This window comes from uncultured Oxalicibacterium sp. (assembly GCF_913776015.1).
Taxonomy (GTDB): domain Bacteria; phylum Pseudomonadota; class Gammaproteobacteria; order Burkholderiales; family Burkholderiaceae_D; genus Oxalicibacterium.
In genome coordinates, this window is sequence record NZ_CAJYMD010000022.1 from 1 (window position 1) to 19391 (window position 19391).

Below are 19391 nucleotides of genomic sequence, written 5' to 3' on the forward strand. Positions count from 1 at the left end.
CGGTGACCAAGGGCAGCAGTTGCTTGGGCAGGACCGCACGCGACATCGGCCACAGCCGTGTGCCCGATCCACCTGACAATATTACGGGGTAGAGTTTCATCATTCTGGCTCTTTCACTCTTTTGTTAGCGGCACGAACCGCTATCGTATTTCAATTATTTTTGCTACACGTTCGATGCTTTGCAAACAGCGTTCAGACATAACGTTGGCGATGTCGATAGCAAAGTACAAAGAACTTCACGACATCGACCGTATAACGCCGCATCAGGCGACGCGGCTCAAGCGCCAATCTATACAGCCATTCCAGCTTCATGCCCTGTACCCACTTGGGTGCACGCGATTTTTCACCGGCCCAGAAATCGAACAGCGCACCAACGCCCATTAATACCGGCGCACTGAGCACATCACGATGATCAAGAATCCAGCGTTCCTGCTTCGGATTACCGAGCGCCACCAGCACAATATCGGGCTGCGCCTGATTGATGCGCGCAATCAATGCGGCATCGTACAGATCGCCATAGCCGTTGCATGTTCCCGCAACCTGCTGGCCGAGACGCGAGCGTACATGCTCTTCCGCCTTCGCCAATGCACGCGGCGTGCCACCTAGCAGAAAGATACGCAATGGACGTTCCGCCTGCCCCAACAAATAAGGTGTGAAATCGGTGCCGTTGAGGTTTTCTGCAAACTGCTGACCATTCACCAGACGCGATGCAAGGTTGAGGCCGATACCATCGTTGACAATGACGACTGACTCATCTTGCATACGCGGCAGTAGCGATCGACATTGCACGACGAAATTGGTATTCGCAAAGAACAACGAAACCTTTTCACCGGACTGAATTACGCCCAGCAAGCCCGACGCCAACATCTGGCGCGTAAGTACACGGACAGGAAAATCGGCGATGGGCAAGATGGATGGCACACTCATGACAAGCCTCGCTGCATGCTCAACGACGACCGATCGCGAAGTACTCGATGCCGCGCTGCTTCACCTGACGCACGTTATACAGATTGCGACCGTCGAAAATGGCTGGCGTCTTGAGCGATGCCTTGATGGCGTCGAAGTTCGGATTACGGAATTCCTTCCATTCCGTAACGATCACCAGCGCGTCGGCATCCTTGAGTGCATCGGATGCAGTGCGTGCAAAGGTGAGTTGCGGATGGTCGCCAAAAATGCGCCTGGCCTCCTCCATCGCCACAGGATCGTATGCACTCACGGTAGCGCCCAGTTCGCACAGTCCTTCGATCAAAACGCGGCTGGAAGCGGCGCGCATATCGTCTGTATTCGGTTTGAACGCCAATCCCCAAACGGCAAAATGCTTGCCTTTGAGATCGCTGCCAAAGCGCTTTGTAATCTTGTTCAACAGAACGCGTTTCTGTGCATCGTTGGCATCTTCCACTGCGGTCAGCACCTTCAGGTCGAGGCCGTTCTCTCCCGCAGTGCGCACCAGCGCCTGTACATCTTTCGGGAAACACGAACCGCCATAGCCACAACCCGCGTACAGGAAGTCGTAACCGATGCGCGTATCGGAACCGATGCCACGACGCACTTCTTCAATATCCGCACCGACCAGATCGGCCAGATTCGCCAGTTCGTTCATGAACGAGATACGCGTTGCCAGCATGGAGTTGGCTGCGTATTTGGTCAGCTCAGCCGACTTCACATCCATCACCATGATGCGATCATGGTTACGCGTGAACTGTGCATACAGATCGCGCAGGATAGCGATGGCGCGCTGATCGTCGGCACCGATGATAATGCGGTCGGGGCGCATGAAGTCATTGACGGCCATGCCTTCCTTGAGGAATTCAGGATTGGATACGACCGAAAACTCGAGATCCTTCTTGCGCGCATCCAGCTCTTCCTGAATCGCCACACGCACCTTGTCAGCCGTACCGACCGGCACCGTGGATTTGTCGACGATGACTTTGTACTCATTCATGTGACGGCCGATGTTGCGTGCCGATGCCAACACATATTGCAGATCAGCAGAACCGTCTTCGTCTGGTGGCGTCCCCACCGCGATGAATTGCACTTCGCCGAAATCCACACTTTCCTTGATGTCGGTTGTGAAATGCAGACGATTACCGGCAACGTTACGTTGCACCATTTCAAGCAAACCCGGCTCATGAATCGGGATATCGCCATTCTTGAGAATATCGATCTTGCGTTGATCAAGATCGAGGCAAAGCACTTCATTACCCATTTCTGCCAAGCAGGTGCCTGTAACAAGACCAACGTAACCGGTTCCGATGACTGTAATCTTCATTGCATTAACTTTCTAACAATTGAATTATTGATAACATTTCTAAGAGAGTTCGGGCACAGATTGGTTCCAGCCGTGCATTAATTTTTTACACAAGCTTCCGAGAAAATTTCTGCGCAAGCCCTGTCAAGCGGCGAGCGAATTCGCACGACTTGTAAAAGTATGCGGAAGACGTGTGTCCGGGAAATGACCGGGTTCCAACAGTCGATCGACCACCGCCGACCACGTCAGCGGCGTACGGAAGGTGACACGCGGCGCAGAGCATGCGGCGTCGATTGCCTGCTTGATGGAATCCGCATCGTCCGGCACATAACCGAAGCGTGAACGGTAATCACCGACAATGCCTTGCGGGCAAACCGCCGGCAAACCGAAGAAGTCATACTGCATGAGCTTGAGCGAGGTATCGGACAGATACGCCGGCAAGCCAGCCGCACGATATGGTGCCAGACCAATCGTTGCGTGCTTGATATACGGCAGCGTCTGCTTATGCGGCATTTCGTCGTAGACCTTCACATTGCTGCCATAACCTTCATGGCGCCCCGTACCGGAACCGATGATATGGAAGGTGATGTCGGGGAATAGCTTTGACGCAATCACGAAGAAGCCCGGATCGAACAACATCGACCCGACTGACACCGCATGCTGTCCTGCCCCGTATGGCGAAGGATCGGCGTGTTCGGCAATCGAGAAATCGAAACCCTGCGGCACGATATAACGGTTATCGGACAGCGGCATGCCATCCACCATGAAGCGCGATTTCAGGCACAGCGCATCCATCTGCGGCGCAATGCGATCGAAAGTTTGCTTGACGTAGGAAGCAACGTTGATCGTCTCCAGATCGTCCGATGCCACATACACGGTGCGTGCACGCGGATTGCGCTGACGCACGAGTTCGAAAAAGATTGGCGCAATCCCGCTCTCGAATACAACCACGTCGGCTTCGTCTATCCATTCCAGCAGCACCGGGCTGACATTACGTAAATAGCGACGAAACAGGAAAGCCTCCAGCCCTTGCAATGCCGGCTTGCGCATATTGAAGGGATGGATCAGCGTCTTCCACAGATAGCATTCGACACCATCGTGCATCTGGCGTTTGTTGGCCAGTTCGCCAATCGACTTGCGCGGATCGGATTTCATGTCCGACAGCAGACTGTACTGGCAGGAAAAGAAACGCGTCGTACCACGCTTGGCCAGTTCGGCCGTGATGAAATGCAGACCGGCCTTGCGACGGCTGCGGTAGTCATGGGCGGAAATCACGAGATAGTTCATGGGTACTTCCTTTCGGGCAGACGTTCAGGATGCAGCATTCATGACAAGGCCGAGCGCGGCCATCCCGTCAGTCTCGCGAACAGTTTGAGAACAAGAGTACGATACGAAAACGGCATCACGAAATACAGCACCAGTGCATAACAAATGGCACCAAGCGGAATCAGCGTTAGCAGTCTTACCAGCGGCGAGACCTGCGGCATGAAGGATGCGGCAAGCAGCACGCCGACGGCCATCGCCGTGGCGGCCACGACAGCAGGCAACAAGCCGCTCACATACTGTCGCCAACTCACCGAGATCAGCGTGATCGCACACCAGACGGAAACCGGGAACAGCAACAATGCACGCAATGAAAATGCCAGCGCCGTATAGATCAGACCGAAGCGCGTGAAGGCGACAAAGGCAGCGATATTAGTCACGGCATACAACAACGCCAGCCGCGTCTGCCATTGCGGCTTGTTGCGCACCAGCATGATGCTTTGGTTGTAATAGCCGATCGACGTCAGGAAACCGATGATGGTGATGATCTGCATCACCGGTACCGAAGGTAGCCACTTCTCGCCCAGGAGCACCAGCACGATATCGTGCGAAAGAATCGCCAAGCCTACAAACAACGGTGCCGTCGCCATTGCCGTCAATGCCGTCGAATGCAGATAGGTGCGACGCAACTCCTCTTCCTGATCCTGCAGGCGCGAGAATGCCGGTAGCGAAACACGCATCAGCGCGGTCGAGATCACGATATTGAGCGTATTCGTGATGCGCTTACCCGTCGCATAAAAGCCGGAAGCCGCTGCACCGAGATAGTAGGTGACGAAGAAGATGTCGCTGTTCTGATTGGCAAAGTTGGTCATCGCCGTAGCCGACACATGCTTGCTGTAGTGTGCAATTTCCAGAAAAGACGTTTTTGAAAAGGTGAAGGACGGCATCCACTTCGACAGCGACCACAGCAGAATGAACTCGGCAATCGAGGTAACGAGCTGCTGAGCGATCAGCGCTTCCACGCCGTATCCGTAATACGCCATGCCGATACCGACGGCACCACCAGCAACCACGGACAGGAAAGAGCGTATTGCCAGCGGCCGGAAATCCATTTGATGCGTGAGCCGCGCTTCGTGAATCCGCGCCAAGCCCATGAACAGAATCATCAGGCTGACGCCGCGCACCACTTGCGACAAGCCTTCGGCACCGGTCCACGTTTCCAGATATGGGCCCAGTACAAACAGTGCGATGAAAAATGGCAGCGACAAGCCGATGCACATCCAGAAGCCGGTGCTGTAATCGGCATCGCTCGGTTCCTTCTTGCGCACGAGTGCCGTGGCAATCGCATCGAAGGCGATCGACTTGAAACCCTGTACGATCAGGATGGCGGTTGCCAGCAAACCGAACAGCACCGGCGACAACATGCGCGCCAACACGATGAACACTAGCAAGGTAATCATCTGCCGCGCGAAATTGTCGATCAGCGACCACATGGTGCCGCGATAGATCGTCTTCCTAAAATTCGCCGGCTGCATCAGCGCCCCCATCCATCCCACAGATCGTAGGGAAAGGCATCCATCAGTCTGTGCGGATCGAACTGGGGCGGCGACATGCCACCCATTTCCAGCGCCTCGTCCACACTACGGGCCGCTTCAATTTCACCGCGTCCAGTTCCCATCACATAATCGTTGTACTTGAAAAGGTTTTCCTCTTCAGACAAGCGCAGGTAGCGTGCAGGAAGACCATAGGCTTCTGCAAGGATCAAGCCATGCAAAGAACTGGCAATCACCAGCTCACCCTTGAGGATATCGGCGATGCAGCGATTCCAGGTTGCCAACGGCGAGACGACATGGGCCAGATTCAGTTGCTGCACGATGTGCAGATCGTGCAGGTTCGGCACCACGACATAGCGATGCTGCGTGTCCACGACAAAGCGATTTGGAAACAAGGTTGGCGTCAGCAAGGCTGGATCGCCAAACACCGATGGCACCTCGATGCCGCGTTCCTGCAAGAACGCCTGCGTCAGTGGTCCGCGTACGGCACGCACATCGAGTGTGTTGAAACGATGGGCCTCCGCAGCGATCTTGCCATTCACGCCGGAACCCCAGACAACATTGCCATCATGCGCAAAATGCAGAATGGAACCGATTGCCAGCAAGGTACGAGACTGCGGCGTTTCCTCGTCGAGCAGATACTGACGATCCGCCAGCATCTTGGTGACGATGACACGGGAAAGATGATCGCCAAAGTTGTGGCGATTGCTCGATGGCTTCCAGTAGAACAGATCGACATGCGGGAAGGCATGGGCAACGGCCGCCTCGTCTTTGGCTCCGGTCAGGCGTTGCAGAAGATTTCCCAAACTCATAGCAACCCCAATCGATTGAAGGTGCGTGCCACGCTTTTCGTGACAGCCGAATCCGAGAAATGTGCTTGCGCCGTCTTCACATCGGCATCATCGAGCTCGAATCGATGCTGACGCATTTGCGCGATCATGTCGTGAAAATCTCGCGTCGCCAGCACCATGCGGTCGTTGACGTTCTCGCGGAACCAATGCACGAAGGCCGTTTCCATTGCAAACACCGGTATACCGAGTGAAATCGCGTAGACGATGCTGCCGCTAACGATCATGTCGTCTTCCGCGTGACAAATCAGCATGCCGTCAGAACGCATGATGAGGTCGCGCGCCAATGCGTCGGGAATGAACTCGGCCAGCAGCGTGACGTTGCTACAGGCATGTTGTTTGAGCAGATCGCGATAAGCTGGATCGGGGCAAGAGCCGCACACTACCACATGCAAATCTGGTGGCAGTATCTCCAGCAGGCGCTCGATCTTCTTGTAGGAAAGAAGACGGCCGAATACGACGAAGTAATGAGAAGGCAACGCCAGGCGATCGATTCCCGAATCGCCGTTTTCCACCTCATAGAGCGGATGCGGCACATATTGCCGCCAATCCTCGGCTAGGTGCCCGGAATGCACCCAGCACAGATCGAAGCAACGCTCGTACCGCGCAATGATACGGCTGGCCGTAGCGCGATGGGGACCAGTCGCATCATGCGGATACATGTTGTGGCGCACGAAAACCGTCTTGCGTGCCAGCAGTTTGTAGATACCGATACGCACGAATTCCTTGACGACACCCAGCGGACTAATACCGCCCGTGCGGCGGTTGATGAAACTATTATCCGACCAGTTCAGGATCAACACATCGAAGCGTGTGAAAGCAGCCTTGCCGAACAATTTCTTCAGCGGTGGCGCTTCGGCAATATCGCCGAACTGCGCCAGAATTTTCTTGAAGTTGTCGGTGTAGCGATTGCCGTCATTTGTGAACGGAAAGTAGGCAATGCGCAGTCTGGAACGTTGCGTCATGATCAGAAATGCTTTTTCAATACATCGGTTTGCGGCGCTTCGGTGCCGTTGCGCGGATGAATGCTCATCGGGTAGTTACCCCACCAGGGACCGCCTGCCCAATAGGTCCAGCCCCGCCAGACATTCTTGTCCGCCGTACCGGCAACCATCGCATCCAATGCAGACAGGCAAGCTTCACTGGATGGCGTGCCGAATTCGCCGAGGAAAAGCTTTTGCCGGTTCTCGGCAGCCCATGCCGTCACATTGGCAAAAATGCGTTGCAGACGATCAGGCTGGACGCAATCCGTCTTGGTACCGGCAAATCCCTCATCCGCATATTGGTGAACTTCCAGCCAGGTGCGTCCAAGCGGATCGCTGAAATTGGCGAATGCCTTGCCGTTCGATGTGCCACCCTGGTCCTTGGTCCATTCGTGCGCCCCACTCCAGCGGCCACCCGCAGCAAGGATGATGTTTTGTGCGCCGGCGGCACGCAATTCATTGACCGTGCGCTGTGCAATCGGCGCCCACTGCGCGATGCTGATCTTGGCGGGTTCATTCATGAGACCGAAGATGGTCTTGTCGGGTTGCGGAAACGCCACCGCCAATCGCTTCCACAGATCGATGAATGCAGCTTCGGGTACTTCAGCCGAGCCAATGGGTTGATTGCGATACGTCGCGTAGTTATGCACATCGAGAATCACACACATGCCCTTGTCATTGGCGCGTTGCACGGTGGTGCGCAAGGCATTGAGCTGTGCTGCATCGAGTTCGCCCTGCAATGTCGGCTGAATACGTTCCCAGCGAAACGGGACGCGAATGATGTTGCTGCCGATTTCCCTGGCGTGATCGATTTCCTTCTGCGACGGATAAACATAATCCTTGTTCATGACGCCGGGAATGCGGCCGCTATTGAATTCAGCGCCAGCAATATTGATGCCCTTCAGTTGCGCATCTTGCAGACATTGCGCAGAACTCACATGGGCTGCACCGATTAACAGTGCACCACATGCAACATATCGCAATAGGGCGATCGCGGCTTGTCGGGACGATCGGTGCGAAAGTCGTGAAGTCATGCGTATCCTTTCGATTGGATGTCAGGCTGCCGCGAGATCGCGGTAGAGTTCGACATAGCGGTCCGCAATATGGCGCCAACTGTATTGCTGTACGAAAGCTTGTGCCTCAGTGCGCCGCGCGGCATGCGCGTGATCGGCCGACACGACATCGGCCTGCTCATGCAAGGCGACGATACGCGCGGCCTGCACCTCGACAGCATGACGGTCGAGCAGAATGCCAAGCCCCGAACGCTCCACCAATTGGCGGAATGGCGGAATATCGCTCAGAATCGGCGTCAGACCGGCGCTCATGCCTTCGATCGGCGCGATGCCGAAACCTTCATGGCGCGACAGACAAATGTAGTAGGTAGCCTGCCCGATCAACTCGGCCAGCTTCTGCTGGTCGGGGCTTTCAACGAGCTGCACGCGATCACGCAAACCACGTTCGCGCAACAGGCGATCGAGTTCGGACTCGGTGTGATCGTATTCACGGCCGGCGATGATCAAACGCCATTCCGGGCGCATGGCAACGATGCGTTCGAACAGATCGATGGTTTCCAGCAATCCCTTGTTGACCGACCAGCGACCGAAATAGATCATGACTGGTACACGCATACGCGAACTGCGATTGGCAAACTTGTCCACGTTCACGCCGTTTTCGATCACCGACAGACGTTGATCGTCGACGATCTCGCTAAACAATTGACCATCGTTATTACTGGTACCGACGATGCGGTCGTACGCCAGTGAAGTACTGCGTGTGACGGTCTTGAAATAGACGCGCTTGAGTCGCGAGGCAAATTCGGTATGGAAGAATCCACCATGCGTGGAAGCGATCAACGGGCGCCGATGCAGCGGCTTGGTCAATGCCAGATAGTCGTAAAAGAAATCGACACCATGCACATGAATCACATCCGCATTGCGCACATGCTGCAGCACTTGCGGCGCGAGCGGATAGCGCGTCGAACCATAGAAAGGCAAACGTACGACAGGAATGCCATCGACCGTTTCACGCACCGGCAGGCGTACATCGGTATTGCGAAAGAGCCTGTCCAGCGTGACAATGACGGGGCGATGATCGTGCGCGACTTGCTGATGGTGCGCGATGTTCTGTACCACGTCCTCCATGCCCCCGATGGAAGGATGATATTGGCGCACCAGATGAACAACATTAATTGGCATAACGCATGCTCCGTGTCTGAACGAAGGAAGATGTACGCTCACCGTGCGGCGCTGATCGTGCCAGCGTTTCGCGCAGGGTCAGGCATCCCATCAGGAACCAGAGAATGCCGGCCGTCTTGAGCGCCATCATCGAAGTACCGCTGATCGACAGGATCAACGACATGTAGACCGCCACGTAGGCGCGAAAACGTGTGCCGGCATCATCACGCATGCGCAGCAGCCACAATGCTGCCCACGCAATCAACAGGAATGGCAAACCAAAGCGCGTCAACAGCACCGCATAGCCCATGTCGCCGTAACCGATGTCATAACCCTTGAGGCCGAATAACTCGGCTATGCCGAAGTTCATGAGCACGGTGCCAGTGACGCGCAAGCGGCCCAACATGTTGTCGGCGTAATAGTTGTTGAATACGAGTGCGATGCCGAGCAGCAGCAACACGCATGCCAGTGGTGCAAGAAGTGCCAGATAGTGCATGCGACCGATCATCACCACGCGCAGGACGACCAACACCGAGATCGTAACCAGACCATAGCGTGAGTCACACAGCGTGATCATGATCATCGCGCTGACCAGATAGAACAGCATCGTGCGCCATTCGGATTTTTCCTTCGCCAGCCCCCAGGCAGCGACGATGACGGCAAAGTTGCCGAAGGAGACGGGCTCCAGAAAAATCGAAGAAATACGGTGATTGCCGAGCAAGGCCGGCAAGATGGTGCGACCGATTCCCTCCGGCCGCATGCCATTCAAGGCCAGCGTGCTGTCCTTGGCCCAATTGGTCGAATTGGCCAAGCCACCTTGGCTGACGTAATACGAAAAGACATTGAAGATACGCGAGTAAAGATCGAGGAACAGCAATTCGAACAGACCGACAGCCAGCACGACTGCGATCATGATCTTCAGCAATCGATCTGCAAGCGCCACGTTGCCGGTGGTACGTCCCAGCCAGTAAAACAGGATCACGATCAAGACGTCACGGAATCCCTTGGCATCTAGCGAACCACGCAATAAGGCCAGAAAGAGCAGGTATGCCGAGACCATCGCCAGCACGGCAACAAACTCCAGACGCAAGCGACGCGCCATCACCACCAGACAACCCGCATACAAGGCAAACTCGGCAGCGCCGACAAAAGCGGTACGGATCGGCAGTAAATGCGTATGCACGAAGCACAACATCATTTGGTACAACGCCGCGCCAAACAGAATGGCAATCGTCAGCAAACGCAACATGGCCTCGTCACGTGCTGCAATGCCTGGTCCCGCAGGTTGTGTGAACGCATTCATGGCAGCCGCCCTCCACCCACGGAATGCGACTCCACAACATGACGAAGAGACAATATTCTAGAAAGCATGATGGCGGTGCGCGCGAATAAAGGCTATCAATCTTCGAGCAGGACCGAACCGATCACGTCGGCACCAAAGCGCCCGAACTGTTCGGCGGCAGCATTCAATTGCGCCACGCGCGTCTTGTTCTTGCGCGCAACGAGCAATACACCACCGACCTGTGCACCGACTGCCAGTGCATCGGCACCCGTTGAAAAGGCCGAAACTTCATACAGAATCACATCGAAGTCATGCTCGACATGCTGATTCACGCGTGCAAAAGCTGGGCGGCTCAGCAACTCCTGCGGATTTGGCGGAATCGTGCCTGCCGTCAGCAGCGACAGATCGATGAAGGGTTCGATCTTGTTGATGCTTTGCAAATCGGCTCGCTCGACCAGCACATCGGATAAACCATGTTTGCCCGTCAAATTGAAAATGCGCTGCTGCTGCGGATTGCGCAGATTGGCATCCACCAGCAGCGTCTTTTCACCCAGCTGGGAAAACACGATGGACAAATTGGCAGCCAGCAGGCTGACGCCGGCATCTTCCTCGACAGCGGCAATCACCAATGCCTTGCGACGATTAGCAAACCAGCGCAGCATCAACTGGCTGCGAATGCCACGCAGCATTTCGACTTGCGCACTGAACGGACGATAGGCTGCGACCAGATCGGTAGAAAAACCGCCCTGCCCCGGCCGCAGATACGGATAATCGAATTGATGCGCAAGCACCTGCTCAATATCGGATTCGGTAACGAGACCCAACGCTTGGGCAGCCTCACCGAAACGCATGCCTTTTTCCTTCTGCAGCTTGATGACTCGCTCGGCATCGCTCGGCGAAAGCTTGCCGAGATCCAGCAGAATGCTGCCGATGTTGGTATCCGGTTTGGCGACACCGGCATCGCGCACATTCGGGTCACGAAAGGCTGTGGGATTGAACAATTGATTCATCATGAATTCCTTTTCGTTGATCCGCTCAGGCACTCGGCAGTGAAGGACGCATGAAGCCGAGGCGTCCCGGTGGGCGACGGTCTTCGCGTAACACACCGAGCACGGGCACATTCAGGGCTTCGATCAGATCGCGGCTTGAACGTACACGGCGATCCATGATCTCTGCGATCAGCGCCAATCCCAGGCCCAGCATGCCGCCCATGAAGGTGGCGAGTACCAACAACAGCAAGGCATTTGGTCCGGTTGGAGACAGCGGTGCAACTGCTTCATTCAGCACAGCCACATCCGATTGCGTGGCGCGCGCTTCCAGGCTGGTTTGCGTATAACGATTCGCTGCAGCTTCATAAGCCCGTTGTGCGGTCTGCACTTCGTTGTTCAGCAGCTTCAGCTCGTCGCGCGCCTGATTGAGTTGCATCACCTTCTCGCGTTGGGCCGTCAGGGCTGTCTGAATTTCCGCTTCGCGCTGTTGCTGGATGCGTGCATTGCTCTTCACACTCGAAGAAGCCAAACCGATCTGCTGGTTAAGGCTGGCGCGCAGGTTGTCCACCTCCGCCTTGGCCGATTGATATTGCGGGTGGTTGACATTCAGGCGCGCCGCCACTTCGGCAAACTTGGCCTCGGCCGTTGCCAGATTCGCGCGCAAGCCTTGAATTACGCCATTGCTGATGACATCGGGCGATTCGCTGGCATTGCGCGTCGCGGCGCGCTCACGTGAAGTCGCCTCGATTGCCTGCCCTTGTGCTGCCACCAACTGGCTGGACAATTCATTCAGGCGCGCCGATTCCACATCCAGACGTTCGTCGGCATTGGTGATGTTGTGCTGCTGCTGGTACTGCGACAAACGACGTTGTGCAGTTTCGAAGTTGGTGCGCAAGGTCTTGATTTGCGCATCCAGATAGTCGGAAGCCTTTTGCGATGGATCGACCTTCAGTTCGATGGCGGCATTTTGGTATGCACGTGCAAAGGCGTTGGCCATGTTGGCAGCGAATTGCGCATCCGACGATTTATAGCTGATCGTGATCACGCCACTGTCGCGCGAAGGCTCGACATCGACACCGCCCGAGATCGTGGTAGCAATCCAGTCACGCAACGAACCGGCCTCGCCGCCAGTATCGGCAAAGTTGTCGCGCATGGCCTGACTTTCGGTCAGCTTCATTGCATCCACGACCTTCAACGCCACCGTCTTGCTTTTGATGATGTCGATCTGCGTGGCCATGTAGCCGGGCATCAGTTGCGATGGCAAGGCATTGCCGGTTACCGGATCGATACCCTTGTAGTTCAGCACCAGCGACGTGGTCGCCGTGTACGTCTTCGGCAGGATCAATACGACCAGCAATGCCAAGCCAACCACAACCGCCAGTGTGGTCAGGATGATGCGGCCGCGCGCGCGAAGAATCAGGAAGAATTGACTAATGTTCATATTGGACTCCCTTCAGGAATGCTCCAACCTCAGCTTCAGAAGAAGCTTTCCTTGACGTAGATGACGTCGTTCACCTGCACGCGATCCTCATGTTTGACTTCGAGAATGTGCATGACACCGTTTTCATCACGACGCTTGACGCGAACGCCCCGCTCCGTACCGCGGGGGCTCAATCCGCCACCCACTGACAGGGCTTGCAAGATGCTCATGCCAGGTTCCAAACGATACGATCCTGGTTTTTGCACTTCGCCGTAGATATAGAAGCGTGGCGCGCGGCTTACGTAGATCACATCACCGGGCAGCAGATCGGGATTACTACCATTTCCGTCGGCTTGCATGATGTCGGCCAGATTGATCTGTTCGCGCGTGGTCTTGCCATCGCGGGTACGTACCAGTGTGATGCGGTCATCAGCATCTTCATTGAGACCACCTGCCATCGCCAGAATATCGGTCAGGCTCCGTTTACCATCGACGGGAAAGCGACCGGGCTTGTTGACTTGCCCAAGAACCGACAACTGCTGGCTTTGCATTTGCGTCACGACCAGATTCACGTGCGGCTTGCGAATGAAGCCACCGCTTTCGAGCAGGCTTGCGATCTTCTTTTCGGCTTCCATCGGCGACATGCCGCCCACTTTCACTTCCCCGACCAGCGGGTAGGAGATCGTGCCTTGGTCGCTCACGCGCGTTTCTACCGATAGATCAGGGTTGCCATAGACATCGATCTTCAGCATGTCGCCGGCACCCAATTGGATGTCCTGCGCCTGAGCGATTGCACCAAATGCCAGCAGCGCCATTGCGCATAGAGAAACCATGATTTTTTTCATTGCAGTCATCCTTCGTTTCCGATTTCAGTTGATTCCGTTTTCAGTCTTCGTTTTTCAGTGATTTTTCAAGAGGTTTCGGCACGCGCTCAGTAGGCATTCTCACGCGCGATGGTCACCTTGATGGTACGCACGATGATCCACAGATCGAGCATCAGTGACCAGCGACGCAAATAATCAAGGTCGTACGCGATACGTGCTTCCATCTTGTCCAGTGTGTCGGTTTCGCCGCGGAAACCGTTGACCTGCGCCCAGCCGGTAATGCCGGGCTTGACCTTGTGACGCAGCATGTAGCCCTTGATCTGCTTGCGATACAGCTCGTTGTGCGCCACTGCATGTGGACGTGGCCCGACGATGCTCATGCGTCCCTGCAATACATTGATGAACTGCGGCAGCTCATCGAGCGAGCTGCGACGCAGGAAGCCGCCGATCGGCGTCAGACGGCTATCGTTTTTCTTGGCTTGCGTGACCTTGTCGCCATCTTCGGCGACAGTCATCGAGCGGAATTTATAGACAATGATTTCCTCACCATCCAATCCGTAGCGACGCTGGCGGAAAACGATCGGACCCGGCGACGTGATCTTCACCGCAATGGCAATACTCAGCATGATCGGCAACAGCATCAGCAAAATCAGCGACGTCAGCACAATATCCGTCACACGCTTCACTGCATTGTTAATACCTGTGAAGGGGGTCTCACAAATCGCCACCACCGGCAAACCGGCCACGCTATCGAAACGCGCCTGGATCAGGTCGAACACATAAAGATCGGGCAGGAAGTAGATCGAGGCAGTCGTATCCTGCAACTCGTTGAGCAGCTTGCGAATGCGCGGCTGCGCAGAAATCGGCTGACTGATGAATATGGTGCTGATGTTGTGGTTGCGCGCGTAGGCAGGCAGTTCATCCATCGTGCCGAGCACTGGTACATGACGCCCTTCCGGCTGACGCGACAGATCACGGTCGTCGAAAAATCCTTCCACCTGCATCAACAGCCCCGGATGTTCGGCGATGCGATCCGCCAACTTGAGCGCAACGTCATTGACACCAACAATCAATACCGAACGCGACTGCCCCGTCTTGTGCATGCTGTACGTAATGCGATGCACGGTCATTTGCCCGACCAGCAAGGACACCGGCGTGGCAACTAGCCAGATCACCAATGTCTGCATCGAGAATTGCGTGAACAATCCCGTCAATTGCCCTAGCAACAGCAACACTGCCATCACGATCATCCAGCCTGTCAACACGACGCGAATGAAATCCAGCAACCGCGCTTCGCGCAGCATATGGCTGTGATCGGTGAGGCTGAATACCGTCGCGCTCACGAAAAAGGTGATGATTGCCAACACGGCGTGATTGCCGGTGATCTCGTCTCGCGTAACCAGCGCGATCAGATACAGCATGGCAACGGTGATGCAAGGCTCAAGCAGGCGCATGCCCCAGTTACGGGCCGGCACTTCGTGCTGCGGCAGAATGGGTGGGCTTTTAGAATTCATAGCGGGTCGCAAGTTGTACTCCCTTGGTGCGGTAGGTCGTGGCACTGCTGACATTCGATCTGAGTTCCTGGTCGTATACGGCCAGACGGACATTGAGTTTGCGTAAAGGCAGATACGTCACGCCAATGATGTTCTTGCGATAGCGATCGCTGCGGTCAATGCGGTTGTAATCGCGATCTTCAGTCAGCGTCGTCGCATCCACCGTGATCTTGCCGGTTGCCTTCCAGACGGCACCGAGGCTTGCACCGGTGTTGCGCGAGTAGTTGGAGGTCAAATCATCCTGCGCCGGCAGTCCATTAGTCTGCTCGTCGCGCACGTTGCGCACACCAAGCTGTCGCCACGTTGCGGCCGTAAATGAGGTTTTTCCCGTCGCATCCCAATTCAACGCAAGACGACCATCGGGACCACTGAAATTGCGATTCGGATCAACGTCATAAGTACGACGTGCCCAACCACCGAGAAAATCGAGACCGGTCTTTCCCGTCAATTGCCATTTGAGATTGGCCTTGATTTCGTTTTGCGTGTAATCGCTGTTATCGCTGCCGAACTGGTTGGGATAACGCCCTTCCCCATGGCGCAATAAAAGACCCAGACGATTCTGGCTACGCGGCAGATAATCAAAAGTCAGATCGGTGGTATCGAGTTGCAGTCGCGCAGAAGGAATACCTTCATAAGAAACGTTATCGCGATTGAAGCCCGCACCTACGCGCCAAGAAGGGTGAAAGCGCCAGTTACCCGTGACGAAACTGCGGCGCTGCGTACGCACACTGCTAGGCAAGGGTTCGCCCGTTGCGCTGACATCTTCGAATGGCGCCAGATTCTCGACCAGACTGCTGCCAGCCGTGCCGGATAACTGATTACCGAGCACCCAGTTCCAATTGGCAAGCAAACGACGGCCATCGTTGTCTAGTTCAGAAAAGCGATCGTACTTCGTATCGTTGACGGATAGATCGGCAATGATGCGTTGACGACTGATTGGCTTGTCTATGCGTACCCCAACCGTCGTGCGCCGCCAGGTATCCGAAACCCGAACACCATTGTCTGGCTGACGCGAAATATTGTCGTCACGAAAAACGCCATAGCCAACATAGGGCGTGAAGGTATCGCTATTGTTGAGCTCTTGTTCGGAAGGGGCTGCGTGTACCAGACCTACACTGGCAACCGTTACGAATACTGTCGTCAGATGGCGCGCAAGCAAGGTCTTTCTAAAAAAGACGGATGCGTATGCGCCGGAGGCAGGTTCTGCAACGCGCGGATGGTCAGAAGTAAGCACAACCTCGTGCCTCGCGTTGCAGCCCTTATTGCCACCAATTAAACGATTTACTGAAACCATTGTTACCTCTACTCAATGCAACGATCACTCGCTGCGATTCGCAGATGTAGAGAGCCCCGGTCAAAATTTAGTTCAAAAATGACAATAAAATTATTGGCCGCCTACGTAGTTTCCGAAGTCAAAAATAGAAGAATCAAAGAAAGAAATGCGCGTCGACAAGAAGTCGATGATTGAGTGCGCATGATTGGTGCAATTGGCTTTGAAAAAGCTGCCAGCATTGCCCATACAAAAATTCCCGCTCAAGCTGCCAAGATTTTTACCAAGCGCTCAAGAAGAACGAGAAACATACTTTAGACACAAGGCTGCATGCCGCTTATGAAGAAACGCACTTTGTCGTCAGGCAATTTTCTTCAAGAAGTCACACGGACTTTACGCAAGATTAATGCCGACTTACGTGGCACCTCAACGCACCACGCATGATGAAATCCAGCCAAGCAAGAAGACAAAAATTCCTACACCAACAATAGTTCTTTTTCGGCATGTGCAAAAGCGAAAACCCCCGCGTACTTTCGTATACGGGGGTTTTCGTTACTACTGAATTTTGGTCGGAGTACTAGGATTCGAACCTAGGACCCTCTGCTCCCAAAGCAGATGCGCTACCGGGCTGCGCTACACTCCGAAGAAGAACAAGATCATATCTTACGATATGACTTTGGTCAACAAATAAAGTGCCCAGAAAACACTTTTCTTGTGCAATTTATTCCTGAGGAATCGTTGCCGCCAATTTTTTCGACATTTTCTCTGCTACATCGGCATCTTGCGCCTCAACCATTACGCGAATCAGTGGCTCGGTGCCCGATGCGCGAATCAGTACACGCCCAGAATCTCCCAATTCTTCTTCTACGACACGCTTCTCGGCATGCAGCGGTTGGTGATTTTTCCAGTCGAAATCGGCGGGCACGCGTACATTCACTAGGCTTTGCGGATACATCACAATATCAGCCGTCAATTCAGAAAGACTCTTGCCGCTGCGTTTGAGCGCGGAAAGAATCTGCAGCGCAGAGATAATGCCGTCACCTGTCGTGTGCTTGTCGAGGCACAGCATGTGCCCCGAACCTTCGCCACCGACTTCCCAGCCACGTTCCTGCAATGCTTCAAGAACATAACGATCACCGACATTGGCACGCACGAATCCGATGCCCATTTTCTTGAACGCCACTTCCAGCGCCATGTTGGTCATCAGCGTTCCAACCGCGCCATCAATAGGCCGCACCTGCATGCGATCGCGCACCATGATGTAGAGCAGTTCATCGCCGTTGAAAACGCGGCCCGCCGCATCCACCACGATCAAGCGATCAGCATCGCCGTCGAGCGCAATGCCGATGTTGGCCTGATGCGCTTTCACTGCTTCGACCAAGGCCGCAGGGGCGGTTGCGCCAACTTGGTCGTTGATATTGAAACCATTCGGCTTATTGCCAATGGCAATGACTTCCGCACCGAGTTCATGGAAGACATCCGGCGCGATGTGATAGGCAGCACCATGCGCACAATCTACGACGATTTTCGTACCGTGCAAATCCAGCTCGTTGGGGAAGGTGCTCTTGCAGAATTCAATATAGCGACCGCGCGCATCGTCAAGCCGCTTGGCACGACCAAGGCGGCTCGAATCGACACACGCCATCGGCTTGTCGAGCATGGCCTCGATTTCCAGTTCGACTGCATCCGGCAGCTTGTTGCCAGAAGCGGAGAAGAACTTGATGCCGTTGTCCTCGTAAGGATTATGCGAAGCAGAAATAACGACACCGGCTGCCAGACGCAGAGCGCGCGTGAGATAGGCAATCGCAGGCGTCGGCATCGGACCGGCCAGCATGACATCGACACCGGCCGCGGCGAAGCCGGCCTCCAGTGCCGCTTCAAGCATGTAACCCGAGATGCGCGTGTCCTTGCCAATCAGCACCGTAGGGCGCCCTGCCACCGCAGTCTGATTACGCGTCAGAATCACACCGGCAGCATAACCAAGCCGCATGACGAAGTCCGGAGTAATCGGCATATCGCCGACACGGCCACGAACTCCATCAGTACCAAAATATTTGCGCGCCATTTTTCTTTTCTTTCTTTTACTTTTTCAATAATTGGGTTGTTCAATGGACGGTGCCAAGGCTTCCCATACCTTCAGCGCATCCACCGTTTCGGCGACATCATGTACACGCACAATGCGCGCACCCTGCGCAGCCGCGGCAAGCGCCGCGCCGACACTACCCGCCATGCGTTGCTCGATCGGCTTGCCGGTCAACGTGCCGATCATCGTCTTGCGTGACACGCCAATCAACACCGGCAAATCCAGACGCTGCTGCAAGATGGCTGTTCCGCGAAACAGGGCAATATTGTGCTCCAGCGTTTTGCCGAAACCACAACCGGGATCGATACTGATGCGCTCGTCTGTAATACCGATCTGCCGTGCTTCTGTCACGCGTTCACTCAGAAAATCGCCAACCTCCCGCAGCACATCTTCGTAATGCGGACTCTGCTGCATGTTCTCCGGCGTCTTTTGCATATGCATGATGCACAACCCGCAGTCGGAGCCGGCTACTGCCTGCCATGCACCTTCACCGCGAAAACCGTTGATGTCGTTGATCATGTCGGCACCCGCCAGCAATGCCTCATGCATGACGGCCGGCTTGTAGGTATCGATTGATAAGGGAACTCCCAGATCGCGTAGTCCAAACACCAGCGGCATGACTCGATCCAGCTCTTCTTGCAGCGATAGCGGCTGCGAACCAGGCCGACTCGATTCACCACCGATGTCGATGATATCGACACCTGCAGCAATCATTTCATCCGCATGAGAAAGTGCCGCATCCAGTCCGATGAATCTGCCACCATCGGAAAACGAGTCGGGTGTGACATTCAGAATGCCCATGACCAGCGGACGACGGTCGGACTGAAGCGAAAAGCGGTAGCGACCGCATTGAAAAAAAGGAGACATGAAACGCAGAAATTGAAAGGACAACGATAGCCTG

17 protein-coding genes and 1 tRNA gene are annotated in these 19391 nt (G+C 55.0%); all 18 read right to left on the reverse strand.

Features of this window, described 5'->3' with window-relative positions; genetic code table 11:
* Window positions 1-100: sugar phosphate nucleotidyltransferase (locus tag QZ725_RS03115; protein WP_293776218.1), on the reverse strand; the 100-nt coding region annotated here is incomplete at its 3' end.
* A gap of 92 nt (window positions 101-192) precedes the next feature.
* Entirely contained in the window at window positions 193-927 is a 735-nt protein-coding gene (locus tag QZ725_RS03120; RefSeq protein ID WP_293776182.1) for a WecB/TagA/CpsF family glycosyltransferase, read from the reverse strand.
* A 19-nt stretch (window positions 928-946) separates the two neighbouring features.
* Window positions 947-2269, reverse strand: a complete 1323-nt coding sequence (locus tag QZ725_RS03125) for a UDP-glucose/GDP-mannose dehydrogenase family protein (RefSeq protein WP_293776183.1) — start codon at window positions 2267-2269, stop codon at window positions 947-949.
* Between the two features lie 123 nt (window positions 2270-2392).
* Complete coding sequence (locus QZ725_RS03130) at window positions 2393-3535, reverse strand: hypothetical protein (protein WP_293776184.1); 1143 nt, start codon at window positions 3533-3535, stop codon at window positions 2393-2395.
* A gap of 38 nt (window positions 3536-3573) precedes the next feature.
* Entirely contained in the window at window positions 3574-5004 is a 1431-nt protein-coding gene (locus tag QZ725_RS03135; RefSeq protein ID WP_293776185.1) for a lipopolysaccharide biosynthesis protein, read from the reverse strand.
* A 41-nt stretch (window positions 5005-5045) separates the two neighbouring features.
* Complete coding sequence (locus tag QZ725_RS03140; RefSeq protein WP_293776187.1) at window positions 5046-5876, reverse strand: polysaccharide pyruvyl transferase family protein; 831 nt, start codon at window positions 5874-5876, stop codon at window positions 5046-5048.
* Entirely contained in the window at window positions 5873-6877 is a 1005-nt protein-coding gene (locus tag QZ725_RS03145; protein ID WP_293776188.1) for a hypothetical protein, read from the reverse strand. Before QZ725_RS03145 ends, QZ725_RS03140 begins: the two co-directional genes overlap by 4 nt.
* A 2-nt stretch (window positions 6878-6879) precedes the next feature.
* The gene (locus QZ725_RS03150) at window positions 6880-7929 is read right to left on the reverse strand and encodes a glycoside hydrolase family 5 protein (RefSeq protein ID WP_293776190.1); all 1050 of its coding nucleotides are present in this window, start codon (window positions 7927-7929) and stop codon (window positions 6880-6882) included.
* A gap of 21 nt (window positions 7930-7950) precedes the next feature.
* Window positions 7951-9090, reverse strand: a complete 1140-nt coding sequence (locus QZ725_RS03155) for a glycosyltransferase family 4 protein (RefSeq protein ID WP_293776192.1) — start codon at window positions 9088-9090, stop codon at window positions 7951-7953.
* Complete coding sequence (locus QZ725_RS03160) at window positions 9080-10372, reverse strand: polysaccharide polymerase (protein WP_293776193.1); 1293 nt, start codon at window positions 10370-10372, stop codon at window positions 9080-9082. Before QZ725_RS03160 ends, QZ725_RS03155 begins: the two co-directional genes overlap by 11 nt.
* Window positions 10373-10467: 95 nt before the next feature.
* Window positions 10468-11361: a chain length determinant protein tyrosine kinase EpsG gene (gene epsG / locus QZ725_RS03165; protein WP_293776195.1), complete on the reverse strand. Its 894-nt coding sequence runs from the start codon at window positions 11359-11361 to the stop codon at window positions 10468-10470.
* Between the two features lie 25 nt (window positions 11362-11386).
* Window positions 11387-12781 carry a chain length determinant protein EpsF gene (epsF, locus tag QZ725_RS03170; protein ID WP_293776197.1) on the reverse strand — a complete coding sequence of 465 codons (1395 nt, stop codon included), beginning with the start codon at window positions 12779-12781 and terminating at the stop codon, window positions 11387-11389.
* Between the two features lie 35 nt (window positions 12782-12816).
* A complete protein-coding gene (epsE, locus tag QZ725_RS03175; protein WP_293776198.1) occupies window positions 12817-13605 on the reverse strand; it encodes a polysaccharide export protein EpsE in 789 nt (262 codons plus the stop codon).
* Between the two features lie 86 nt (window positions 13606-13691).
* Window positions 13692-15098 carry an undecaprenyl-phosphate glucose phosphotransferase gene (locus QZ725_RS03180; protein WP_293776199.1) on the reverse strand — a complete coding sequence of 469 codons (1407 nt, stop codon included), beginning with the start codon at window positions 15096-15098 and terminating at the stop codon, window positions 13692-13694.
* Window positions 15088-16296: an XrtB/PEP-CTERM-associated polysaccharide biosynthesis outer membrane protein EpsL gene (epsL, locus tag QZ725_RS03185; RefSeq protein WP_293776200.1), complete on the reverse strand. Its 1209-nt coding sequence runs from the start codon at window positions 16294-16296 to the stop codon at window positions 15088-15090. The genes QZ725_RS03180 and epsL overlap by 11 nt, the downstream gene beginning before the upstream one ends.
* A 677-nt stretch (window positions 16297-16973) precedes the next feature.
* A tRNA-Pro gene (locus QZ725_RS03190) sits at window positions 16974-17050 on the reverse strand.
* Between the two features lie 78 nt (window positions 17051-17128).
* Complete coding sequence (gene glmM / locus QZ725_RS03195; RefSeq protein WP_293776201.1) at window positions 17129-18472, reverse strand: phosphoglucosamine mutase; 1344 nt, start codon at window positions 18470-18472, stop codon at window positions 17129-17131.
* 24 nt (window positions 18473-18496) lie between these two features.
* The gene (folP, locus tag QZ725_RS03200) at window positions 18497-19357 is read right to left on the reverse strand and encodes a dihydropteroate synthase (RefSeq protein WP_293776204.1); all 861 of its coding nucleotides are present in this window, start codon (window positions 19355-19357) and stop codon (window positions 18497-18499) included.
* Window positions 19358-19391: the final 34 nt, after the last annotated feature.

Coding starts and splice junctions, on each gene's coding strand:
- QZ725_RS03125 (WP_293776183.1), bottom strand. CDS start 2,269: ATGAAGATTACAGTCATCGGAACCGGTTACGTTGGTCTTGTTACAGGC.
- QZ725_RS03155 (WP_293776192.1), bottom strand. CDS start 9,090: ATGCCAATTAATGTTGTTCATCTGGTGCGCCAATATCATCCTTCCATC.
- QZ725_RS03130 (WP_293776184.1), bottom strand. CDS start 3,535: ATGAACTATCTCGTGATTTCCGCCCATGACTACCGCAGCCGTCGCAAG.
- QZ725_RS03145 (WP_293776188.1), bottom strand. CDS start 6,877: ATGACGCAACGTTCCAGACTGCGCATTGCCTACTTTCCGTTCACAAAT.
- QZ725_RS03120 (WP_293776182.1), bottom strand. CDS start 927: ATGAGTGTGCCATCCATCTTGCCCATCGCCGATTTTCCTGTCCGTGTA.
- epsE (WP_293776198.1), bottom strand. CDS start 13,605: ATGAAAAAAATCATGGTTTCTCTATGCGCAATGGCGCTGCTGGCATTT.
- QZ725_RS03150 (WP_293776190.1), bottom strand. CDS start 7,929: ATGACTTCACGACTTTCGCACCGATCGTCCCGACAAGCCGCGATCGCC.
- folP (WP_293776204.1), bottom strand. CDS start 19,357: ATGTCTCCTTTTTTTCAATGCGGTCGCTACCGCTTTTCGCTTCAGTCC.
- QZ725_RS03160 (WP_293776193.1), bottom strand. CDS start 10,372: ATGAATGCGTTCACACAACCTGCGGGACCAGGCATTGCAGCACGTGAC.
- glmM (WP_293776201.1), bottom strand. CDS start 18,472: ATGGCGCGCAAATATTTTGGTACTGATGGAGTTCGTGGCCGTGTCGGC.
- epsF (WP_293776197.1), bottom strand. CDS start 12,781: ATGAACATTAGTCAATTCTTCCTGATTCTTCGCGCGCGCGGCCGCATC.
- QZ725_RS03180 (WP_293776199.1), bottom strand. CDS start 15,098: ATGAATTCTAAAAGCCCACCCATTCTGCCGCAGCACGAAGTGCCGGCC.
- QZ725_RS03135 (WP_293776185.1), bottom strand. CDS start 5,004: ATGTGGTCGCTGATCGACAATTTCGCGCGGCAGATGATTACCTTGCTA.
- epsG (WP_293776195.1), bottom strand. CDS start 11,361: ATGAATCAATTGTTCAATCCCACAGCCTTTCGTGACCCGAATGTGCGC.
- QZ725_RS03140 (WP_293776187.1), bottom strand. CDS start 5,876: ATGAGTTTGGGAAATCTTCTGCAACGCCTGACCGGAGCCAAAGACGAG.